Source organism: Amycolatopsis rhabdoformis (genome assembly GCF_035918295.1).
In the GTDB taxonomy this organism is placed as follows: Bacteria; Actinomycetota; Actinomycetes; order Mycobacteriales; family Pseudonocardiaceae; genus Amycolatopsis; species Amycolatopsis rhabdoformis.
Window position 1 is genome coordinate 10,250,515 of record NZ_CP142149.1, and the last position, 17,219, is coordinate 10,267,733.

17 protein-coding genes are annotated in these 17,219 nt (G+C 71.0%); 13 read left to right on the forward strand and 4 right to left on the reverse strand.

Going from position 1 to position 17,219, the window contains the following annotated elements:
• Positions 1-247 precede the first annotated feature (247 nt).
• The 3 genes from VSH64_RS47730 to dprA all read left to right on the forward strand — a co-directional run bounded on the left by VSH64_RS47730 (position 248) and on the right by dprA (position 3,671).
• Positions 248-628 carry a YraN family protein gene (locus VSH64_RS47730; RefSeq protein ID WP_326569343.1) on the forward strand — a complete coding sequence of 127 codons (381 nt, stop codon included), beginning with the start codon at positions 248-250 and terminating at the stop codon, positions 626-628.
• Positions 628-2,139 (forward strand): YifB family Mg chelatase-like AAA ATPase, encoded by a 1,512-nt coding sequence (locus tag VSH64_RS47735; RefSeq protein WP_326569344.1) that lies wholly within the window; start codon positions 628-630, stop codon positions 2,137-2,139. The genes VSH64_RS47730 and VSH64_RS47735 overlap by 1 nt, the downstream gene beginning before the upstream one ends.
• Before the next feature lie 362 nt (positions 2,140-2,501).
• On the forward strand, positions 2,502-3,671 hold the full coding sequence (gene dprA, locus VSH64_RS47740; RefSeq protein WP_326569345.1) for a DNA-processing protein DprA: 1,170 nt from the start codon (positions 2,502-2,504) through the stop codon (positions 3,669-3,671).
• Between the two features lie 17 nt (positions 3,672-3,688).
• On the opposite strand, the gene VSH64_RS47745 is transcribed toward dprA, so the two are convergent.
• Positions 3,689-3,877, reverse strand: a complete 189-nt coding sequence (locus VSH64_RS47745; protein WP_326569346.1) for a hypothetical protein — start codon at positions 3,875-3,877, stop codon at positions 3,689-3,691.
• Here VSH64_RS47745 and VSH64_RS47750 point away from each other — a divergent pair.
• Together VSH64_RS47750 and VSH64_RS47755 are read left to right on the forward strand one after the other, a co-directional pair.
• Complete coding sequence (locus VSH64_RS47750) at positions 3,876-4,895, forward strand: tyrosine recombinase XerC (protein WP_326569347.1); 1,020 nt, start codon at positions 3,876-3,878, stop codon at positions 4,893-4,895. The two genes, VSH64_RS47745 and VSH64_RS47750, sit on opposite strands and share 2 nt — an antisense overlap.
• A 109-nt stretch (positions 4,896-5,004) precedes the next feature.
• Positions 5,005-5,853, forward strand: coding sequence for a FliA/WhiG family RNA polymerase sigma factor (locus tag VSH64_RS47755; RefSeq protein WP_407655617.1), 849 nt, complete (start codon positions 5,005-5,007; stop codon positions 5,851-5,853).
• A 460-nt stretch (positions 5,854-6,313) separates the two neighbouring features.
• Here the strand turns inward: VSH64_RS47755 and VSH64_RS47760 are convergent, their stop codons facing one another.
• Positions 6,314-6,871: a M23 family metallopeptidase gene (locus VSH64_RS47760; RefSeq protein WP_407655722.1), complete on the reverse strand. Its 558-nt coding sequence runs from the start codon at positions 6,869-6,871 to the stop codon at positions 6,314-6,316.
• 1,704 nt (positions 6,872-8,575) lie between these two features.
• Between VSH64_RS47760 and rpsB the strand changes: the two genes are divergently transcribed.
• The 7 genes from rpsB to VSH64_RS47795 all read left to right on the forward strand — a co-directional run bounded on the left by rpsB (position 8,576) and on the right by VSH64_RS47795 (position 14,793).
• Positions 8,576-9,487 (forward strand): 30S ribosomal protein S2, encoded by a 912-nt coding sequence (gene rpsB, locus VSH64_RS47765; RefSeq protein WP_326569350.1) that lies wholly within the window; start codon positions 8,576-8,578, stop codon positions 9,485-9,487.
• A gap of 82 nt (positions 9,488-9,569) precedes the next feature.
• On the forward strand, positions 9,570-10,385 hold the full coding sequence (gene tsf, locus VSH64_RS47770; protein ID WP_326569351.1) for a translation elongation factor Ts: 816 nt from the start codon (positions 9,570-9,572) through the stop codon (positions 10,383-10,385).
• 152 nt (positions 10,386-10,537) lie between these two features.
• A complete protein-coding gene (pyrH, locus tag VSH64_RS47775; protein ID WP_326569352.1) occupies positions 10,538-11,281 on the forward strand; it encodes a UMP kinase in 744 nt (247 codons plus the stop codon).
• Positions 11,282-11,331: 50 nt separating this feature from the next.
• Entirely contained in the window at positions 11,332-11,889 is a 558-nt protein-coding gene (gene frr / locus VSH64_RS47780) for a ribosome recycling factor (RefSeq protein WP_326569353.1), read from the forward strand.
• Positions 11,889-12,806: a phosphatidate cytidylyltransferase gene (locus VSH64_RS47785; protein ID WP_326569354.1), complete on the forward strand. Its 918-nt coding sequence runs from the start codon at positions 11,889-11,891 to the stop codon at positions 12,804-12,806. Before frr ends, VSH64_RS47785 begins: the two co-directional genes overlap by 1 nt.
• Positions 12,807-12,886: 80 nt before the next feature.
• Positions 12,887-14,227 (forward strand): MFS transporter, encoded by a 1,341-nt coding sequence (locus VSH64_RS47790; protein WP_326569355.1) that lies wholly within the window; start codon positions 12,887-12,889, stop codon positions 14,225-14,227.
• A gap of 56 nt (positions 14,228-14,283) precedes the next feature.
• Positions 14,284-14,793, forward strand: a complete 510-nt coding sequence (locus tag VSH64_RS47795) for a hypothetical protein (RefSeq protein ID WP_326569356.1) — start codon at positions 14,284-14,286, stop codon at positions 14,791-14,793.
• Positions 14,794-14,809: 16 nt separating this feature from the next.
• On the opposite strand, the gene VSH64_RS47800 is transcribed toward VSH64_RS47795, so the two are convergent.
• Complete coding sequence (locus tag VSH64_RS47800; protein ID WP_326569357.1) at positions 14,810-15,652, reverse strand: VOC family protein; 843 nt, start codon at positions 15,650-15,652, stop codon at positions 14,810-14,812.
• 107 nt (positions 15,653-15,759) lie between these two features.
• Between VSH64_RS47800 and VSH64_RS47805 the strand changes: the two genes are divergently transcribed.
• Positions 15,760-16,584 carry a class I SAM-dependent methyltransferase gene (locus VSH64_RS47805; protein ID WP_326569358.1) on the forward strand — a complete coding sequence of 275 codons (825 nt, stop codon included), beginning with the start codon at positions 15,760-15,762 and terminating at the stop codon, positions 16,582-16,584.
• On the opposite strand, the gene VSH64_RS47810 is transcribed toward VSH64_RS47805, so the two are convergent.
• A complete protein-coding gene (locus VSH64_RS47810; protein WP_326569359.1) occupies positions 16,521-17,174 on the reverse strand; it encodes a PadR family transcriptional regulator in 654 nt (217 codons plus the stop codon). The two genes, VSH64_RS47805 and VSH64_RS47810, sit on opposite strands and share 64 nt — an antisense overlap.
• Positions 17,175-17,219: the final 45 nt, after the last annotated feature.

Below are 17,219 nucleotides of genomic sequence, written 5' to 3' on the forward strand. Positions count from 1 at the left end.
GTCTTTCTGCTGCGCGGCGCCCGGTTTCTCGGCATGCCCCACTTCCCGGCCCGGCCGTAGCACCACCCACCGACATTTTTCACACCGACTTCCGACCCCCACCCCGATTCATCCACAACACCCCAGTTGTCCACAGCCTGCGACTTTGGCACTGGCGCCCCACCTCGTCACTCTGCGACCGTTAATCGCACACGCACCGTGACAGCCCGGCACCAGCCCCGGCGCCCGGTGCCGCCGAGGGGGAGCGATGAACGACGGTCCGGACCCAGGCGCCCAGTGGCGCCGCACCTTCGGCCGCTGGGGCGAAGCCGTGGCGGCCCGCCACCTGGAGAACGCGGGCCTCGTGGTCCTCAGTCGCAACTGGCTCTGCCGCGAAGGCGAACTCGACCTCGTCCTCTCCGACGGCGACAAGGTCGTCTTCTGCGAGGTCAAAACCCGCGCGAGCAACGACTACGGCTCACCCGCGGAGTCCGTCACCCCAGAAAAGATCGACCGCGTCCACCGCGCCGCCCAGCGCTGGCTCCGCGCCCACCGCGTCGGCTGGTGCCGCACCCGCTACGACGTCGTCACCGTCTTCGCCCCGGCCGGCGCCCAGCCACAGGTCCACCACATCGCCGGAGCCTTCTGATGCCCATCGCCAAAGCTTGGTCAGTAGCGTTGCTTGGCATCGAAGGCCGCGTCATCGAGATCGAAGCCGATCTCGGCGGCGGGCTCAGCCGGGTCACCCTCGTGGGGCTGCCGGACGCCGGCCTGCGAGAAGCGAAAGACCGCGTCCGTTCGGCTGTGCGCAACTCGGGCCAGCCGTGGCCCGACGGCAAGGTCACCCTCGGCCTCTCGCCCGCCAACCTGCCCAAAGTCGGCTCCGGTTACGACCTCGGCATCGCCGCCGCCGTGCTCGCGGCGAATGGAGCGGTGCCCGCGACGAAGCTGCTTCGCACCATCCTCCTCGGCGAACTCGCTCTCGACGGCCGCATCCGGCCCGTTCGTGGAGTCCTTCCCGGGCTCCTCGCCGCACGCGCCGCGGGGTACCAGCGCGCCGTCGTCCCCAGCGAATCGCTGTTCGAAGCGGCGCTCGTCGACGGTCTGGAAGTCGGCGGCGTCTCGCGGTTGGCCGATCTCGTCGCGTGGCTCAAGGACGAGGGCGAACTCGAGCCGAGCCCCGAACCGAGCCGGACGGAACCACCCGAGGTCCCCGATCTCGCCGACGTCGTCGGCCAGCCCGAAGCCCGCTGGGCCTTGGAGGTCGCCGCCGCGGGTGGGCACCACCTGTTGCTCACCGGGCCGCCCGGCGTCGGCAAGACGATGCTCGCCAAGCGCCTGCCCGGCCTGCTGCCGGCGTTGTCCCAGGAAGAGTCCCTGCAGGTCACCGCCATCCACTCGCTCGACGGCTCCCTCTCGAAAGCCGCACCGCTGGTGACCGTGCCGCCGTTCGTCGCGCCGCACCACTCGATCACCGTCGCGGCGTTGGTGGGCGGTGGCAGCGGCATCGCGACGCCCGGCGCCATCAGCCGAGCCCACCGCGGGGTGCTGTTCCTCGACGAAGTCTGCGAATTCAGCGGCCACCGCCTCGATTCACTGCGCACCGTCCTGGAAGAAGGCGAAGTCCGTATCTCGCGGGTGAAGGGTTCCGTCCGCTATCCGGCGCGCTTCCAGCTCATCCTCGCCACCAACCCGTGCCCCTGCGCCCCACCGCGCGAGACCGACTGCATCTGCTCGCCGATCGTCCGCCGCCGCTACCTCGGCCGGATCTCGGGCCCGCTGCTGGACCGCGTCGACCTGCGCGTGCGGCTGCGCCCGCTCACCGCCATCTCCGCCCACGAATCCGCGACACCCGAGTCGTCCGCCGACGTCCGCGCCCGCGTGCTCGCCGCCCGCGACCGCGCCGCCCACCGCTGGCGCACGCACGGCTGGCGCGCCAACTCCGACGTCCCCGGCCCCGTCCTCCGCCGCGAATTTCTCCTGCCACCGCCCACCACCGCCCTGCTCGACCGCGCCCTCGACCGCGGCCTCCTCACCGCCCGCGGCGCCGACCGCTGCCTCCGCATCGCCTGGACCCTCGCCGACCTCTCCGCCACACCCCATCCCACGCCCGACCACGTCGCCGCCGCTCTCGATTTCCGCGAAAGGACCGCCGCATGACGAACCACGAAAGGGCTCCGTCGGACCGAGCCACCGCTCGCACGCGATCCCGACGAGGTCGCCGCTCATCAACGGACCGCGACCCCACCAGTCGAATGGGCCCGGCTCCTGGCCATCAACAGGCCGCGGCGTGAACCGACGGCTCCACCGACCCGGCGCCCGCACCACATCCCCGCAAACCCGCACCACTCTCGACTTCCGCGAAAGGACCGCCACATGACCACCCCACAAACAACCGCCGCGACCCACTCGAAACGCCACCTCCACCTCGTCCCTCGATCACCACAACCCCGAGACCCCGCCCAGATCCGCGAGATCCTCTCCCCGCGCCGGCTGTGCGTCGTGAGACCCAGAGGTGCCGCGTGACCGCCATTGCCACCCGGCAAGCCGTCGATGAGCAGCGGCTCGCCCGGGCCTACCTGGTGCGAGTGGCCGAGCCGCCGGCGCCGGCGTTGGTGGCGTTCGTGGGGGAGCGCGGGCCGGTGGAGGCGGCGGCGCGGGTGCGCAGCGGGGACTGCCCGGAGAAGGTTCGGCGGGAGACCGCCGCCCGCAGGGAAGTCGACCTCGCCGAGCGGGACCTGGAGACGGCGGCGAAAGCCGGAACGCGCCTGGTCGTGCCGGAAGACGAGGAATGGCCCGCGTGGCCGTTGCTCTCGCTCGCGGTCGCGACCGGTCGGGGTGTGGAGAACGTCGCGTCGCCGCTCGCGTTGTGGGTGCGCGGCGAAGCGAACCTCGCGCAGGCGGCCGATCGCGCGGTCGCCGTGGTCGGAGCGCGGCTCGCCACGAACTACGGCGAGCACCACGCCGCCGAGCTCGGACACGGTCTCGCGACCCGTGGCGTGCCCGTGTTCTCCGGCGCGGCCCTCGGCATCGACGGCGCCGCCCATCGCGGGGCGCTCAGCGCGGGCGGGGTCACCGTCGCCGTGCTGGGCTGTGCGGCGGACGTCGGGTATCCGGCCGGCCACATCGACCTGCTGAACCGCATCGCGGAAAACGGCGGTGCCGTCGTGAGCGAGTACGCCCCGGGCACCCCGCCCGCGAGACACCGCTTCCTCGTGCGCAACCGCCTGATCGCCGCCCTCACCGACGGCACCGTCGTGATCGAAGCCGGCATCCGCAGCGGCGCGCGCAACACCGCCACCACCGCGGGCGCCCTCGGCAAGGTGGTGATGGCGCTGCCGGGCCCCGTCCAGTCCGGCAACTCAGCCGGATGCCACGCCCTCATCCGCGACTGCAAAGCGACGCTCGTGACCTCTGTGGACGAGGTCGTCGACACCGTCGGCCGCTTCGGCCCCGCGCCCGAACCGGAAAACCCGCGGCCGCGCAGGCCCACTGACGTCCTCGCCCCCGAAGCCCTCCGCGTCTACGAAGCGCTGCTGCCTCGCGCCGGCCGCTCGGCCGAGGAGGTCGCCACGGCCGCGGGCGTCCCGGTCGATCGGGTGCGCGCCGTGCTGCCGGAGCTGGAACTCGACGGCTTCACCGTCCGCGGCGACACCGGCTGGCGCCGCATCACGCGCTCGGCGCCGCGATGAACGCCACCCACCGCAGGTCACGCTGCACGGCGCGATTCCGTTTCCACGACCGACGGCGTTCGACGCGACGTGTCATCGCCGACCGTCAGGAGCGAGCCGCGGGACGCGAAAAGTCCGGTACCGCACCACAACCCCAGCGAACGACCGCGGTGATCGGCGTGGCGATGCTTGACCTCGGGCGGTGGTTCGCGCAGCGTGATCGGCATGTCGTCAGCGAGCGCCCACCGGGACGCGACCCCGCGGGGTGCCGGGCGGAGGAAAGGGCCGCCGCGCGTGGATTTGCGGGCCGTGCGGGAGGCGTTGCCCGCGGGGGAGCGGGCGTTGGTGGCCGAGTACGAGCGGCATCTGGCGCTGGAGCGGGGGTTGTCGCAGCACACCGTGCGCGCGTACGTGGGCGACGTGGTGTCCCTGTTGGGGTTCCTGACCGCGGCGGAGGACGACGGCCCGGCGCGGACGCTCGCCGATCTCGACATCGGCCTGCTTCGCGCGTGGCTGGCGGGGCAGCGCACCGACGGGGCGGGCCGCACGACGTTGGCGCGGCGCGCGGCGGCGGCGCGGACGTTCACGGCGTGGGCGCACCGCCAGGGCGCCCTGCCCCAGGACCCGGGCGGCCGGCTCGCGGCGCCGCGCGCGCACCGGACGCTGCCGGGTGTGCTGCGGGCCGATCAGGCGGGCGAGCTGATGCACGCGGCCGCGAAGGGAGCAGAGCAACGGGATCCGGTTGCGCTGCGTGACCGCGCGGTGGTCGAGTTGCTCTACGCGAGTGGCATCCGGGTGTCCGAGTTGTGTGGTCTGGATGTCGGCGCGGTCGATTTCGGGCGGCGTGTCGTCTCGGTGATCGGGAAGGGGGATAAGGAGCGGACGGTGCCGTTCGGCGTTCCGGCGGCCGAGGCGCTGTCGGAATGGCTGGAGGCGGGGCGTCCGGAACTCGCCGGTGCGAAGTCGGAACAGGCCCTGTTCCTGGGGGTTCGCGGCAGCCGGCTCGATCCGCGAGCGGTGCGGCGCGTGGTGCACGAAGCCGTGTCGGCGGTACCCGGCGCACTCGACATGGGCCCACACGGACTACGCCACTCGGCCGCCACCCATCTGCTGGAAGGAGGTGCCGATCTCAGGAGCGTTCAGGAACTGCTCGGTCACGCTACGCTTGCCACGACCCAGCTCTACACTCACGTGACCGTCGATCGGCTGAAGGCGATCCATGACCGAGCACACCCCCGGGCCTGACGAGGCCGGTGGCGGCTCGGCCGGAAAACCGGAGGCCGAACCGCCGACGCACGCGCATCCGCACGAGCACGGAGACCATACTGAGCCGCATGCCGAGAACGACCGTGCAATGACCTCCACGCCGCAAGTCACGGACGCCGGGGTGAGCACCGCCGCCGGCGAGGGCGCCGTCAGTGACGACGGGCGTCCAGGTCATGACGTCGACGCGGGCATCCAGGCCTTGTGGCAGCAGTTCGCCGACAAGCCGGACCAGACCTCGCGCGACCGGTTGGTGCTGCACTACGCCCCGCTGGTGAAGTACGTCGCCGGCCGGGTGGGCACCGGGCTGCCCACGCACGTCGACGTCGGCGACCTCGTGCAGTCCGGCATCTTCGGCCTGGTCGACGCCATCGAGAAGTTCGAGCCGGCGCGCGGCCTGCGCTTCGAGACCTACGCGATGCAACGCATCCGCGGCGCGATCCTCGACGATCTCCGCTCCCAGGACTGGGTGCCGCGCGCGGTGCGCAGCAAGGCGAAAGAGGCCGAGCGCGCCCTCGAACGCCTCGGCGCGCGCCTGCACCGCACCCCCACCGACGCCGAACTCGCCACCGAGCTCAACATCGGCCTCGACGACCTGCGCGACTTCTACGGCCAGCTCCAGCTCACCAGCGTCGTCGCCCTCGAGGACCTCGTCGCGGCCGGCAAAGACAGCGGCTCGCTCGTGGACACCCTCCCCGACGACGGCGCCGTCGACCCGGTCGCCGTCCTCGTCGACCAGGACAACCGCCGCCAGCTCGCGGAAGCCATCGCCCAGCTCACCGAGCGCGACAAGATCGTGGTCAGCCTCTACTACTTCGAAAGCCTCACCCTCGCCGAGATCGGCAAGGTCCTGGGCGTCACCGAGTCGCGTGTGAGCCAGCTGCACACCCGCGCCGTGATGCGCCTGCGCGCCAAGCTGACCGAACAGCCCACCGCCTGACCACCTTCACTGCGCGTCGGTGCACCGGCTGACGGCCCTCGCCGCGAGCCGGCCCACCGCCTGAACGCCCCTCACTGCGCGTCGGTGCACCGGCTGACGGCCCTCGCCGCGAGCCGGCCCACCGCCTGAACGCCCCTCACTGCGCGTCGGTGCACCGGCTGACGGCCTTCACCGCGAGCCGGCCCACCGCCTGAACGCCCCTCACTGCGCGTCGGTGCACCGGCTGACGGCCTTCACCGCGAGCCGGCCCACCGCCTGAACGCCCCTCACTGCGCGTCGGTGCACCGGCTGACGGCCTTCACCGCGAGCCGGCCCACCGCCTGAACGCCCCTCACTGCGCGTCGGTGCACCGGCTGACGGCCTTCACCGCGAGCCGGCCCACCGCCTGAACGCCTCTCACCGCGCGTCGGTGCACCGGCTGACGGCCTTCACCGCGAGCCGGCCCATCGCCTGACCACCTTCACCGCGAGTCGGCCCACGGCTTGAGCCGCACCCGCCCCGGCACCCCGACGAGCGCCAGCGGATCGATGTACTCCTCTCCTTTCCGGGCACCCCAATGCAGACACGCCGCCGTCGGACACCCCGGATGCCCCGCGACCACCGTGCCCAGCTTCTGGCCGCGATACACCTGATCCCCGGTCGCGACGGTCGGCGCGATGGGCAGGTACGTCGTCCGCAGCCCGCCGTCGTGGTCCACCGCCACCACCCCCCGGCCCCCGACCTGCCCCGCGAAGATCACCACCCCCATGTCGGCCGCGAACACGTCCTGCCCCGCGGCCGCTTCCAGATCCACGCCCCGGTGCCCCGGCCCGTACACGGTCGCCGGCGGCTCGAAGAACCGCGCGACGTTCGGCCGCGGCGTCAACGGCCACGCCAACCTCCCCGCCTGCGCACCCACGTTGGGCGCGGGCGACGCGGACGGAGCCGGCGGTTCCGCCACCGCCTGCCCGGCTGCCACCGCCTGCCCGGCCCCCACACTCGGCACCACGGCGAGCAGCAGAAACGCCACCGCCACCACCAGCCGCGTCCGCGCCGCAGCCCGCCTCAACATCTCGACCCAACGAGCCCACCCCGGCTGCCCAGGCCGCCGATGCCGCCCCCTCCGATGCACCCGATCCGGCGACGGTGCGGTCCGCGCAACCCACGGCATCGCCACGACATCCGGCGCGGGCAGGCTGTCCGCGTCCGGGCCGGGCGCAGAACAGCGGTCACCGGATTCGCTCGGCTCGCGCAAGGCACCTGCGTCACGCGCAGCGCGCCTACCAGCCGAAGTGCCCACCGGGTCTGAACCGGCCCGGCTGCCGAAAGTCGGCACAGCGCCCGCCGCACCCGAAGCACTAGGGCTACGCGGGGCAGATACATCGTGCGAAGTGCGCGTATCGGCCGAAGTGCCCAGCTGTTCTGAAGGGCCGTGGCCGCGAGAATCCGGCACAGTGCTCGCCGCACCCGAGGCACTCACTGCGCTTGAGGTTTTGCGGGTAGGCGGGTCATCGGGGCAGTCCGAACTGGAAACGGCATCCGGTGCCCGCGAAACGTGGTCCGAAGCAATCAGGCCCGGCGTGGACCGCTGGTCACCCGCGGCACTCGGGTCGCACGGGGCACCTACGTCGTGCGAATTGCGGGGATCGGCCGGCGTGCCCAGTGGGTCTGAAGCGCTGCGGCTGCCGGAATCCGGCACACCGCTCGCCGCAGCCGATGCACTCAAGTTGTCTGAGGTTTGCCGTGCCCGCGCATCATCGGGGACATCCGAACTCGGCACGGCATCCGGTGCCCGCGAAACGTGGTCCGAAGCGTCTGCACAAGGCATGGTCCGCTGGTCCCTTGAACCACTCGGGCCGCGCAGGGCACCCAGGCCATGCGAAGCGCCCGTATCTCCTGAAGTGCCTAGCGGGTCTGAAGCGCCGTGGCTGTCGGAAGCCGGCACTGCGCTGGTCGCAGCGGAAGCGCTCAAGTCGCGTGGGACTTCCGGCGTAGGCGGACCATCCGGGCCGTCCGAACTCGGCACGGCATCCGGTGCCCGTGAAACTTGATCCGAAGCGGCCGGGCCAAGCCTCGAACCACCCGAACCACTCGGGCCGCGCGGGGCACCTACGCCATGAGAAGAGCGCGCATCGGTCGAAGTTCGTACCGAGCCCACCGAAGCCAACCCGCCCAGCGCACCCAGCACCCCCATCCCGCCCGAGCCACGAACCCGACCCGACCCAACCGGGGACCCCGAATCACGCACCCCACCCCACTCACCAAACCCGCCACACCCCACCACAAACCCCCGCCCCCACCGTGAACCGCACAACGTCGAACCCAAGGTCGTCATCACGGTTTCGATCATCACGCACCCCCCGACCGGCACCCTGCCAACAAGCCGAGTTATCCACAGGCGGCCGGAGTTGTGGACAACTCCGGTGGGCGGGACCGCTGCCGGTGGGGGCGTCGCTGGTGGCAGGGGGTAGAATCTTTCCCGCAGCCCACTCGCTGGGCTGACTTCGCGTGCTCGTGCGCGCAGCCCCGGCCGGTTCCGTGGAAAGACGGAGTTCCGGACGGAGGAGTCGCACGGCGCCCGGCGGTCCTCGGGGTTCTCGAAAGTGGGAGAGCACCGGGGTCCGGACACCGGCACGAGCACCAGGGCGAGCGGTCACCCGGCCGCGAGCGACAAACCGAATGAGCACGTCCGCGGGCGCGAACCGCGGGGGTGCGCGACTACAGAGAAGGTGTGATTCCGGCAATGGCCGTCGTCACCATGAAGCAGCTGCTCGACAGCGGCGTGCACTTCGGGCACCAGACTCGTCGGTGGAACCCGAAGATGAAGCGCTACATCTTCACCGAGCGCAATGGCATCTACATCATCGACCTGCAGCAGACGCTGACCTACATCGACCGTGCGTTCGAGTTCATCAAGGAAACCGTCGCGCACGGCGGCACGATCATGTTCGTCGGCACGAAGAAGCAGGCTCAGGAAGCGATCGCCAACGAAGCCGCGCGCGTGGGCATGCCCTACGTGAACCAGCGCTGGCTCGGCGGCATGCTGACCAACTTCCAGACCGTGCACAAGCGCCTCCTGCGTCTCAAGGAGCTCGAAGCGCAGGAGCAGACCGGCGGCTTCGCGGGTCTCACCAAGCGCGAGATCCTCACACTCACCCGTGAGAAGGACAAGCTCGAGAAGACCCTCGGCGGTATCCGCGACATGGCCAAGGTGCCGAGCGCGGTGTGGATCGTCGACACGAAGAAGGAGCACATCGCCGTCGGCGAGGCTCGCAAGCTGAACATCCCGGTCGTCGCGATCCTCGACACCAACTGCGACCCGGACGAGGTCGACTACCCGATCCCGGGCAACGACGACGCGATCCGCTCGGCCGCTCTGCTCACCAAGGTGGTGGCCGAGGCCGCCGCCGCGGGGCTGATGGCCCGCTCGAGCCGTGGCGGCGCGTCGGCTGACGCGAAGCCGGAGCCGGGCGTGTCGGACGAGCCGCTGGCCGAGTGGGAGAAGGAGCTGCTCGCCGGCTCGGAGACCGCCGCCGCGGACGCCACCGAGGCGGCTGCCGCGACCGAGGCCGCCACCGAGGCGGCCGTGGCCACCGAGGCCGTCGCCGAGGCGACGCCCGAAGCCGTGACCGAGCAGGCCCCGGCCAACTCCTGATCCACCGTGTCCGGGCGGCCCGCGCAGGGCCGCCCGGGCGCTGATCACCTCACACGTACCTGAAACGGACGGATTCAACACGATGGCGAACTACACCGCCGCTGACGTGAAGCGCCTGCGCGAGATGACCGGCGCCGGCATGATGGACTGCAAGAGGGCTCTCGAGGAGAACGAAGGCGACTTCGAGAAGGCCGTCGAGTTCCTGCGCATCAAGGGTGCCAAGGACGTCGGCAAGCGCGCCGAGCGCGCCACCGCCGAAGGCCTGGTCACCGGCGAAGGCGGCGTGCTCATCGAGCTCGACTCCGAGACCGACTTCGTCGCCAAGAACGACGACTTCCAGCAGCTCGCCGCGAAGATCGTCGGCGTGGCGAAGAACCTCAAGACCAGCGACGTCGAGGCCCTCAAGGCCGCCGACCTCGACGGCAAGCCCGTGATCGACACCGTGCAGGAGCTCTCGGCCCGCATCGGCGAGAAGCTCGAGCTGCGCCGCGTGGTGTCGTTCGAGGGCAAGACCGCCACCTACCTGCACCGCCGCGGCTCCGACCTGCCGCCGGCCGTGGGTGTGCTCGTGGAGTTCACCGGTGACGACGCCGAGGCCGCTCGCGGTGCCGCGATGCAGGTCGCCGCGCTGCGCGCGAAGTACCTCACCCGCGAAGAGGTGCCGGCCGAGATCATCGAGAACGAGCGCCGCATCGCCGAGCAGACCGCCCGCGAAGAGGGCAAGCCCGAGCAGGCCATGCCGAAGATCATCGAAGGCAAGGTCACCGCGTACTACAAGGACAACGTCCTGCTCGAGCAGCCTTCGGTCAAGGACAACAAGAAGACCGTGAAGGCCCTGCTCGACGAGGCCGGCGTGACCCTGACCCGGTTCGCCCGGTTCGAGGTCGGCCAGGCCTGAGCGAGGTACTGGGACTAGGTTCTGCCACTGTGCCCCGTCTCCGCGGTGCGGGGACGGGGCACAGTCGGGTCAAAGGCACAGTCGGGTCCGAGCCGCCCGGCACCCCTCACAAGGGGGAACGGCGGCCATCGATCACAGGAGGCGACACACAGATGGGTGACCGGGTCGACGGTGGCTACCGAAGGGTGCTGCTGAAACTGGGCGGCGAGATGTTCGGTGGCGGCTCGATCGGGGTCGACCCCGACGTCGTCCACTCCGTCGCGCGCCAGATCGCCGCGGTCGCGCGCACCGGCGTGCAGGTGGCGGTGGTGATCGGCGGAGGTAACTATTTCCGCGGTGCGGAGCTGTCCCAGCGGGGGATGGACCGTGACCGCGCCGACTACATGGCCATGCTGGGCACCGTGATGAACTGCCTGGCCCTGCAGGACTTCCTGGAGAAGGAAGGCCTGCCCACTCGCGTGCAGACCGCCATCACGATGGGCCAGGTCGCCGAGCCCTACATCCCGCGCCGCGCCGAGCGGCACCTGGAAAAGGGCCGTGTGGTCATCTTCGGCGCCGGGGTCGGCATGCCGTACTTCTCCACCGACACCGCTGCCGCGCAGCGCGCGCTCGAGCTGGGCTGTGAGGCCGTGCTCATGGCGAAGGCCGTGGACGGCGTCTACACCGCCGACCCGAAGACCGACCCGAGCGCCACCATGTTCCACGAGATCAGCCACCGCGAGGTGCTCGAGCGCGGCCTCAAGGTCGCCGACGCCACCGCGTTCAGCCTCTGCATGGACAACAACATGCCGATCATCGTCTTCAACCTGCTCACCGAGGGGAACATCGCCCGTGCGGTGAGTGGTGAGAGGATCGGGACGCTGGTCAGCACCCCCGCCGACGGGGCGTCGGCCTAGACCTGCTGGGATCAGCACAGGTTCGACCATCACAAACACCGGGAGTAGCCGTGATCGACGAGACCCTCCTCGACGCCGAGGAGAAGATGGAAAAAGCGGTGTCCGTCGCGAAGGACGACCTGACGTCGGTGCGAACCGGCCGGGCCACCCCGTCGATGTTTTCGCGCATCGTCGTCGAGTACTACGGCGCGATGACCCCGTTGAACCAGCTGGCGAGCGTCAACGTGCCCGAGGCGCGGATGGCGCTCATCAAGCCCTACGACCAGACCCAGCTCGGCGCCATCGAGAAGGCGCTGCGCGAGTCGGACCTCGGCGTGAACCCGAGCAACGACGGCAACGTGATCCGCATCGTGATCCCGCAGCTCACCGAAGAGCGGCGCAAGGAAATGGTGAAGGTCGCGAAGAGCAAGGGCGAAGACGCCCGAGTGTCGATCCGCAGCATCCGCCGCAAGTCGAAGGAAGAGCTCGACCGGATCGCCAAGGACGGCGAAGCGGGTGAGGACGAGGTCGCGCGCGCCGAGAAGGAGCTGCAGAATCTCACCGACACCTACGTGCACCAGGTCGACGAGCTGGTGAAGCACAAGGAAGCCGAGCTGCTCGAGGTCTGATGAGCCAGGTGAGCGAGGAACGAGAAGAGCGGGTGGAGCACACCCCCGAGCCGGATCCGGCCGATCAGCCCCCGTCGGCGGATCAGCCGGAGCCGGACAAGAAGGCCTCCCGGGCCGGCCGGAACCTGCCCGCCGCCATCGGCGTGGGTGTGGTGCTCGGCGCGGCCATCATCGTTTCCCTCCTCACCGTCCGCTTCATCTTCATCGGGGTCATCGCGATCGCCATCGGGGTCGGCACCTTCGAGTTCGCCGGCGTGCTCAAGCGCGTCGCGAACACCAAGGTCGCGATGATCCCCGTGCTCGTCGGCGGCCAGGCGATGATCTGGTTGTCCTGGCCGTTCGGCCGCGCGGGCATGCTCACCGCGTTCGCGATCACGGTGCTGGTGTGCCTGCTGTGGCGGCTGCCCGGCGGCGCCGACGGCTACCTGCGCGACATCTCGGCCTCGGTGTTCGCCAGCGCGTACCTGCCGCTGTTCGGCGCGTTCGCCGCGATGCTCGTGGTGCCCGAGGACGGCGTGGGCCGGGTCCTCACGTTCCTCATCGCCGTGGTCGCCTCCGACACCGGCGGCTACATCGCCGGCGTGCTCGGCGGCAAACACCCGATGGCACCCACGATCAGTCCGAAGAAGTCCTGGGAGGGCTTCGGCGGGTCGTTGGTCGCGGGCATCGTGGCCGGCATCCTCACGATCAGCCTCATGCTCCACGGCCACACCTGGCAGGGCGTGGTGTTCGGCGTGGCGATCGTGCTCACCGCGACGCTGGGCGACCTCGTCGAGTCGCTGATCAAGCGCGACCTCGGCATCAAGGACATGGGCACGCTGCTGCCCGGCCACGGCGGCATCATGGACCGCCTCGACTCGCTGCTGCCCTCGGCCGTGGTGTCCTGGCTGCTGCTTTCGGCGTTCGTCCCGGCGTGACCAGCGCTGGGAGGTTCGGCCTCCCAGCGTGAGCGAACCGTTCGTGGACCGCCGAAGTGTTCCCGGGCTTCACTCGAAGCATGACCGCTTCGACCCGGCACCACGTTCCCGCCCGCCTCGCCCTCACCGCGGTGTGCCTCGGGTTCGTGATGATCACGCTCGACGCGACCATCGTGAACCTCGCGTTGCCGGCCATCGGCGCCGAGTTCGGCGAACCGTCCACGGCCGCGCTGCAGTGGGTGGTCGACTCCTACACCGTCGCGCTCGCCGCGTTCCTCCTCACCTGGGGTGAGGCGGGGGACCGGTGGGGCTCGCGGCGGGTGTTCGAGGTCGGCACCGCGGTGTTCGTGCTCGCCTCGATCGCTTGTGCCACAGCGGATTCGCTGCCGTGGCTGGTCGCCGCGCGCGCCGTGCAAGGCGCTGGCGCGGCCGCGCTGCTGCCGTCTTCGCTGGCGTTGATCGTGCACCAGTTTCCCGACGCCGGCGCCCGTGCTCGCGCGCTCGGCGTGTGGGGCGGTATGAGCGGCGTCGGGCTCGCGGCCGGCCCGGTGCTCGGCGGCCTCGCCGTGGGCCTGGCCGACTGGCGGCTCGTGTTCGCCGTGAACGTGCCGATCGGGCTCATCGCGATCTGGCTGACCCGCCGGCACGTCACCGAAACCACGCCGCAGCGGCGCGCACGCCTCGACGTGGTCGGGCAGATCCTCGGCACGGCGGCGCTCGCGGCGCTGGTCGCCGGGTTCATCGAAGCCGGGCACGCCGGGTGGGGCGACGCGACCGCACTCGGGCTGATCGGCGCGGGTGTTGCCGCCGGGATCGCGTTCGTGGCGGCAGAGAAGGTGATCACCGCGCCGGTGCTGCCGCTGGGAGTGCTTCGCGTTCGGCCCTTCGCCGTCGCAACGGCCATCGGCGGCCTGTTCAACTTCTGCCTCTACGGCACCCTGTTCTGCCTCGCCCTGTTCCTGCAACGTGAGTGGCAGCTCCCCGCGCTCGTCGCCGGCCTGGCGCTGGTGCCGCTGACGCTCGCCGTCGGCCTCAACGCCTTCGTGAGCGGCCGCCTCACCCACCGGTTCGGCGAACGCCTGCCGATCGTCGCCGGCGGCCTCATCGCGCTCGTCGGCGCGGTCGGCCTCGCCCTGTTGCCGGCCGGTCCGTCGCCGGTGCTGCTGATCGTGTTCTCCGTGGTCTTCGGCTGCTGCTCGCTCGCGATGCCGGCGATGACGTCACTGGCCATGAACGCGTTGCCAGGCAAGGCCGGCATCGCCGCGGGCGTGCTCAACGCGGCCCGCCAGACCGGGGGCGCGATCGGCGTCGCACTCGTGGGTGGCCTGCTGCCGGGCACGGCGATGTGGATCGTCGCGGCGGGGTACGCGGGGATCGTGGTGCTGACCGGGTTGGTGGGGCCGCCTGAAGCCCGGTCGTAGGCGACAGCTGAAAATTCGTGCTGGCCTGCGCCGTCCGGTCGGGCATCATCACCGGTGTGTACGACTGGCCGGCACCCGACTCCGGTGAGGTCCCGGCTCCGGAATTGGTCGCGGCGTGGGCCGCGCTCGGCACCGCCGCGCCCGAACGCGTCCCTCTCTGGGCGGCTCACTGGCTCGTCGGGGGCTACGACGGTGAGGCGCTCGTCGCCTTGGCCGGCCTCAGCGGCACCGACGCTCAGGAAGTCCGCGACCTGCTGCCCGCGGCGCTGGCCGAGTGCGCGGTAGCAACCCCGGCTTCGGACGCCGCCGCGGCCCGCGTCGCGTTCACCGCACTCGCGCGTCTGCACGCCGACGGGCGGGCTTCCGAGCGCTGGGTCCTCGACAAGGTGTGCCGGATCGTTTCCGTGTCCGGTTGGGACAACGCCGTTCTTGATCTTCCGCTCGGCCGGATCGTCGGCCTGGACGACGAATGGGACGAGGGCTGGGGCCGACCGGTGGAACAGCTGGTGCGGGAGATCCAGGACGCGTGCACAACTCAGCTCGCGGCCGGTGCCGAGGTTCCCTGAGGCAGCGGAGCGATCGTCAGTCGTCGTAGGGGTCGTCGACTTCGGCGCGGCCGACGTCGTCGAGGGTGCGGGAGTGGTCGATTACCGCGAAGACCGCGCCGTCCGGGTCGGCGAGGATGGCCATGCGGCCGAAGGGGGTGTCGTAGGGCTGGATCACCACGCTGCCGCCGAGCATCAGGGCCTGGCCGGCCGTCGCGTCGCAGCCGCGGGCCGGGTCGACCTCGAAGTAGACGAGCCAGTGCGGGGGAGTGTCGCGGTCGTACTCGGAGCCCATCACGTAGCGGTAGAGCACGGGGGTGTGCTCGATGAGGTATTCCGCGTAGTCGACGCTCTCGCCGTCGCCGATCTGGTGGCTCGCGTAGTTGAACAGCTTGGTGTAGAAGTGATCGGCCGCCGCGCCGTCGTGGGCGTTGAGGTCGGCGCCGCTGAAGGTGTTGGGGATGCCGGTCACGAACCGCCAGTCGGGCGGGGCCTCCCAGAACACCACGGGCGCGCCCGCCGCGTCGATCGCGTGCAGGATGTTGCCGCGGTCGGGGATCGCGACCGGCCCGAGCGTGATCTGGCCGCCGAGGTGCTCGACCCACTCGGCGGCGCTCGCGGTGTGCGGCACGGACACATGCAGCGTCCAGCCCGGCTCGCTCTGGGCGCCGGCCTGGTAGAGGCCGCCGGTGGGCTCGCCGCCGAGCGACGAGATCCAGTAGCGGCCGGTGGGCGTGGCGGGGTCGCGGCGCACGGCGTACTGCCAGCCGAACAGGCCGGTGTAGAACTGTTGCGACACCGCTTCGTCGCGGCAGGCCACCTCGATCCAGCACGGGAGGCCGGCCGGAATGACGTTTGAACTGGCCGAACCGACGGTCATCGCGGCCTCCTCCCGGTGAGTAGGAAAGTCTATGCGGTGCTCGTGATTTTTTCGCTGTGAGCCTTGATCGTGGAACCCGTCCACGACCGACGTCGTTGGAGGAGTTCGTGCGATGGTTCTCCCGCTCCCCGCGCGGCTCCCGCGCCACGGAAGTCTTGCCGAGCCCCAACATCTGGTACTTCCAGCAGGCCTACGAGGTGGAGAACCGCGCGCAGGACGTCGACGGCGAGATCTGGCGCGTGCTGCGCGAGGAGTGCGACTGGACCGGTCGCGACGTGCTCGACCTCGGTTGTGGTGACGGATTCCACTTGCCGCGCTTCGCGCTCGACGCGCGTTCCGTGCTCGGCGTCGAGCCGCACGCACCGCTCGCGCGCGACGCGGCGAAGCGGGTGCAGGACCTGCCGAACGTGTCAGTGCGCGAAGGCCGCGCGCAGCGGCTGCCGGTCGACGACGCGAGCGTGGACGTGGTCCACGCTCGCACGGCGTACTTCTTCGGCCCGGGCTGCGAGCCGGGGCTGCGTGAAGCGGAACGCGTGCTGCGGCCCGGCGGGGCGATCCTGATCGTGGACCTCGACGCCACGAGCGAGCCCTACGGCGGGTGGCTGCGGGCGGACCTGCCGCACTACGACCCGGCCGAGGTCGAGCGGTTCTTCGACCGCGAAGGCTTCCGCCTGCGGCGCGTGGCCACGCGCTGGCGCTTCACCGACCACGCCGCGCTGGAATCAGTGCTGAAGATCGAGTTCAGCGCGCAGGTCGCCGAGCGCGCCACCGCCGAGGTGCGCCGGCGCACGGTCGGCTCCGACGTGACGCTGCCGGTGGGCTACCGCGTGCACACGCGGATCAAGCCCACCGGCCTCGTCCTGCCGGGTCACTCGGCTTCTTCCGGCGACCCGTCTTCTTCGTCGACCTCGACCTCGCCGAGGATCGTGTAGATCGACCGCCGTGCCTCGTTGAGCACGTCGACCACCCGGGCCTGCTGGCCCGCGCTGCCGGCGCGCATCACCTGCACGACCGCCGCCGCGAGCGTGGCGCCCGCCTTGCGCAGGTCGACCTCGACCGGGTCGACGTCTTCCGCGAAGTGCTCCCACGGCGGGGTGCCGGTCTGCTGCTCCGCGGTCGTGCGGCCCTCGTCGGTGAGCTCGAACAGCTTCTTGCCGTTCTCGTCCTTGCTCACGACCAGGCCTTCGTCGGCCAGCATCTGCAGCGTCGGGTAGATCGAGCCGGGGCTGGGCTTCCAGAAGCCGCCGCTGCGCTCGCCGATCTCGCGGATGATCTCGTAACCGTGCCGCGGCTGTTCCGCGAGCAGGGTCAGGATCGCCGCGCGGACGTCACCGCGCCGGCCGCGACGCGGGCCGTGGCCTCGGCGTCCGCCGGGACCGTGGCCGCCACGACGCCCGCGACCCATCGGGCCGCCGGGGCCGAAGCCGAAGTCGCCGAACTCGCGGCCGAAGGGGCCGAAAGCGGGACGACCGTGTTCTCCGTGTTGGTGCGCGCCTCGCGCACCGGGGTGAGGGTGCCTCATGTCAGTAGTCCTTTGTTGTTGGCCTCGGCTTCGCCGAGGCGTGCG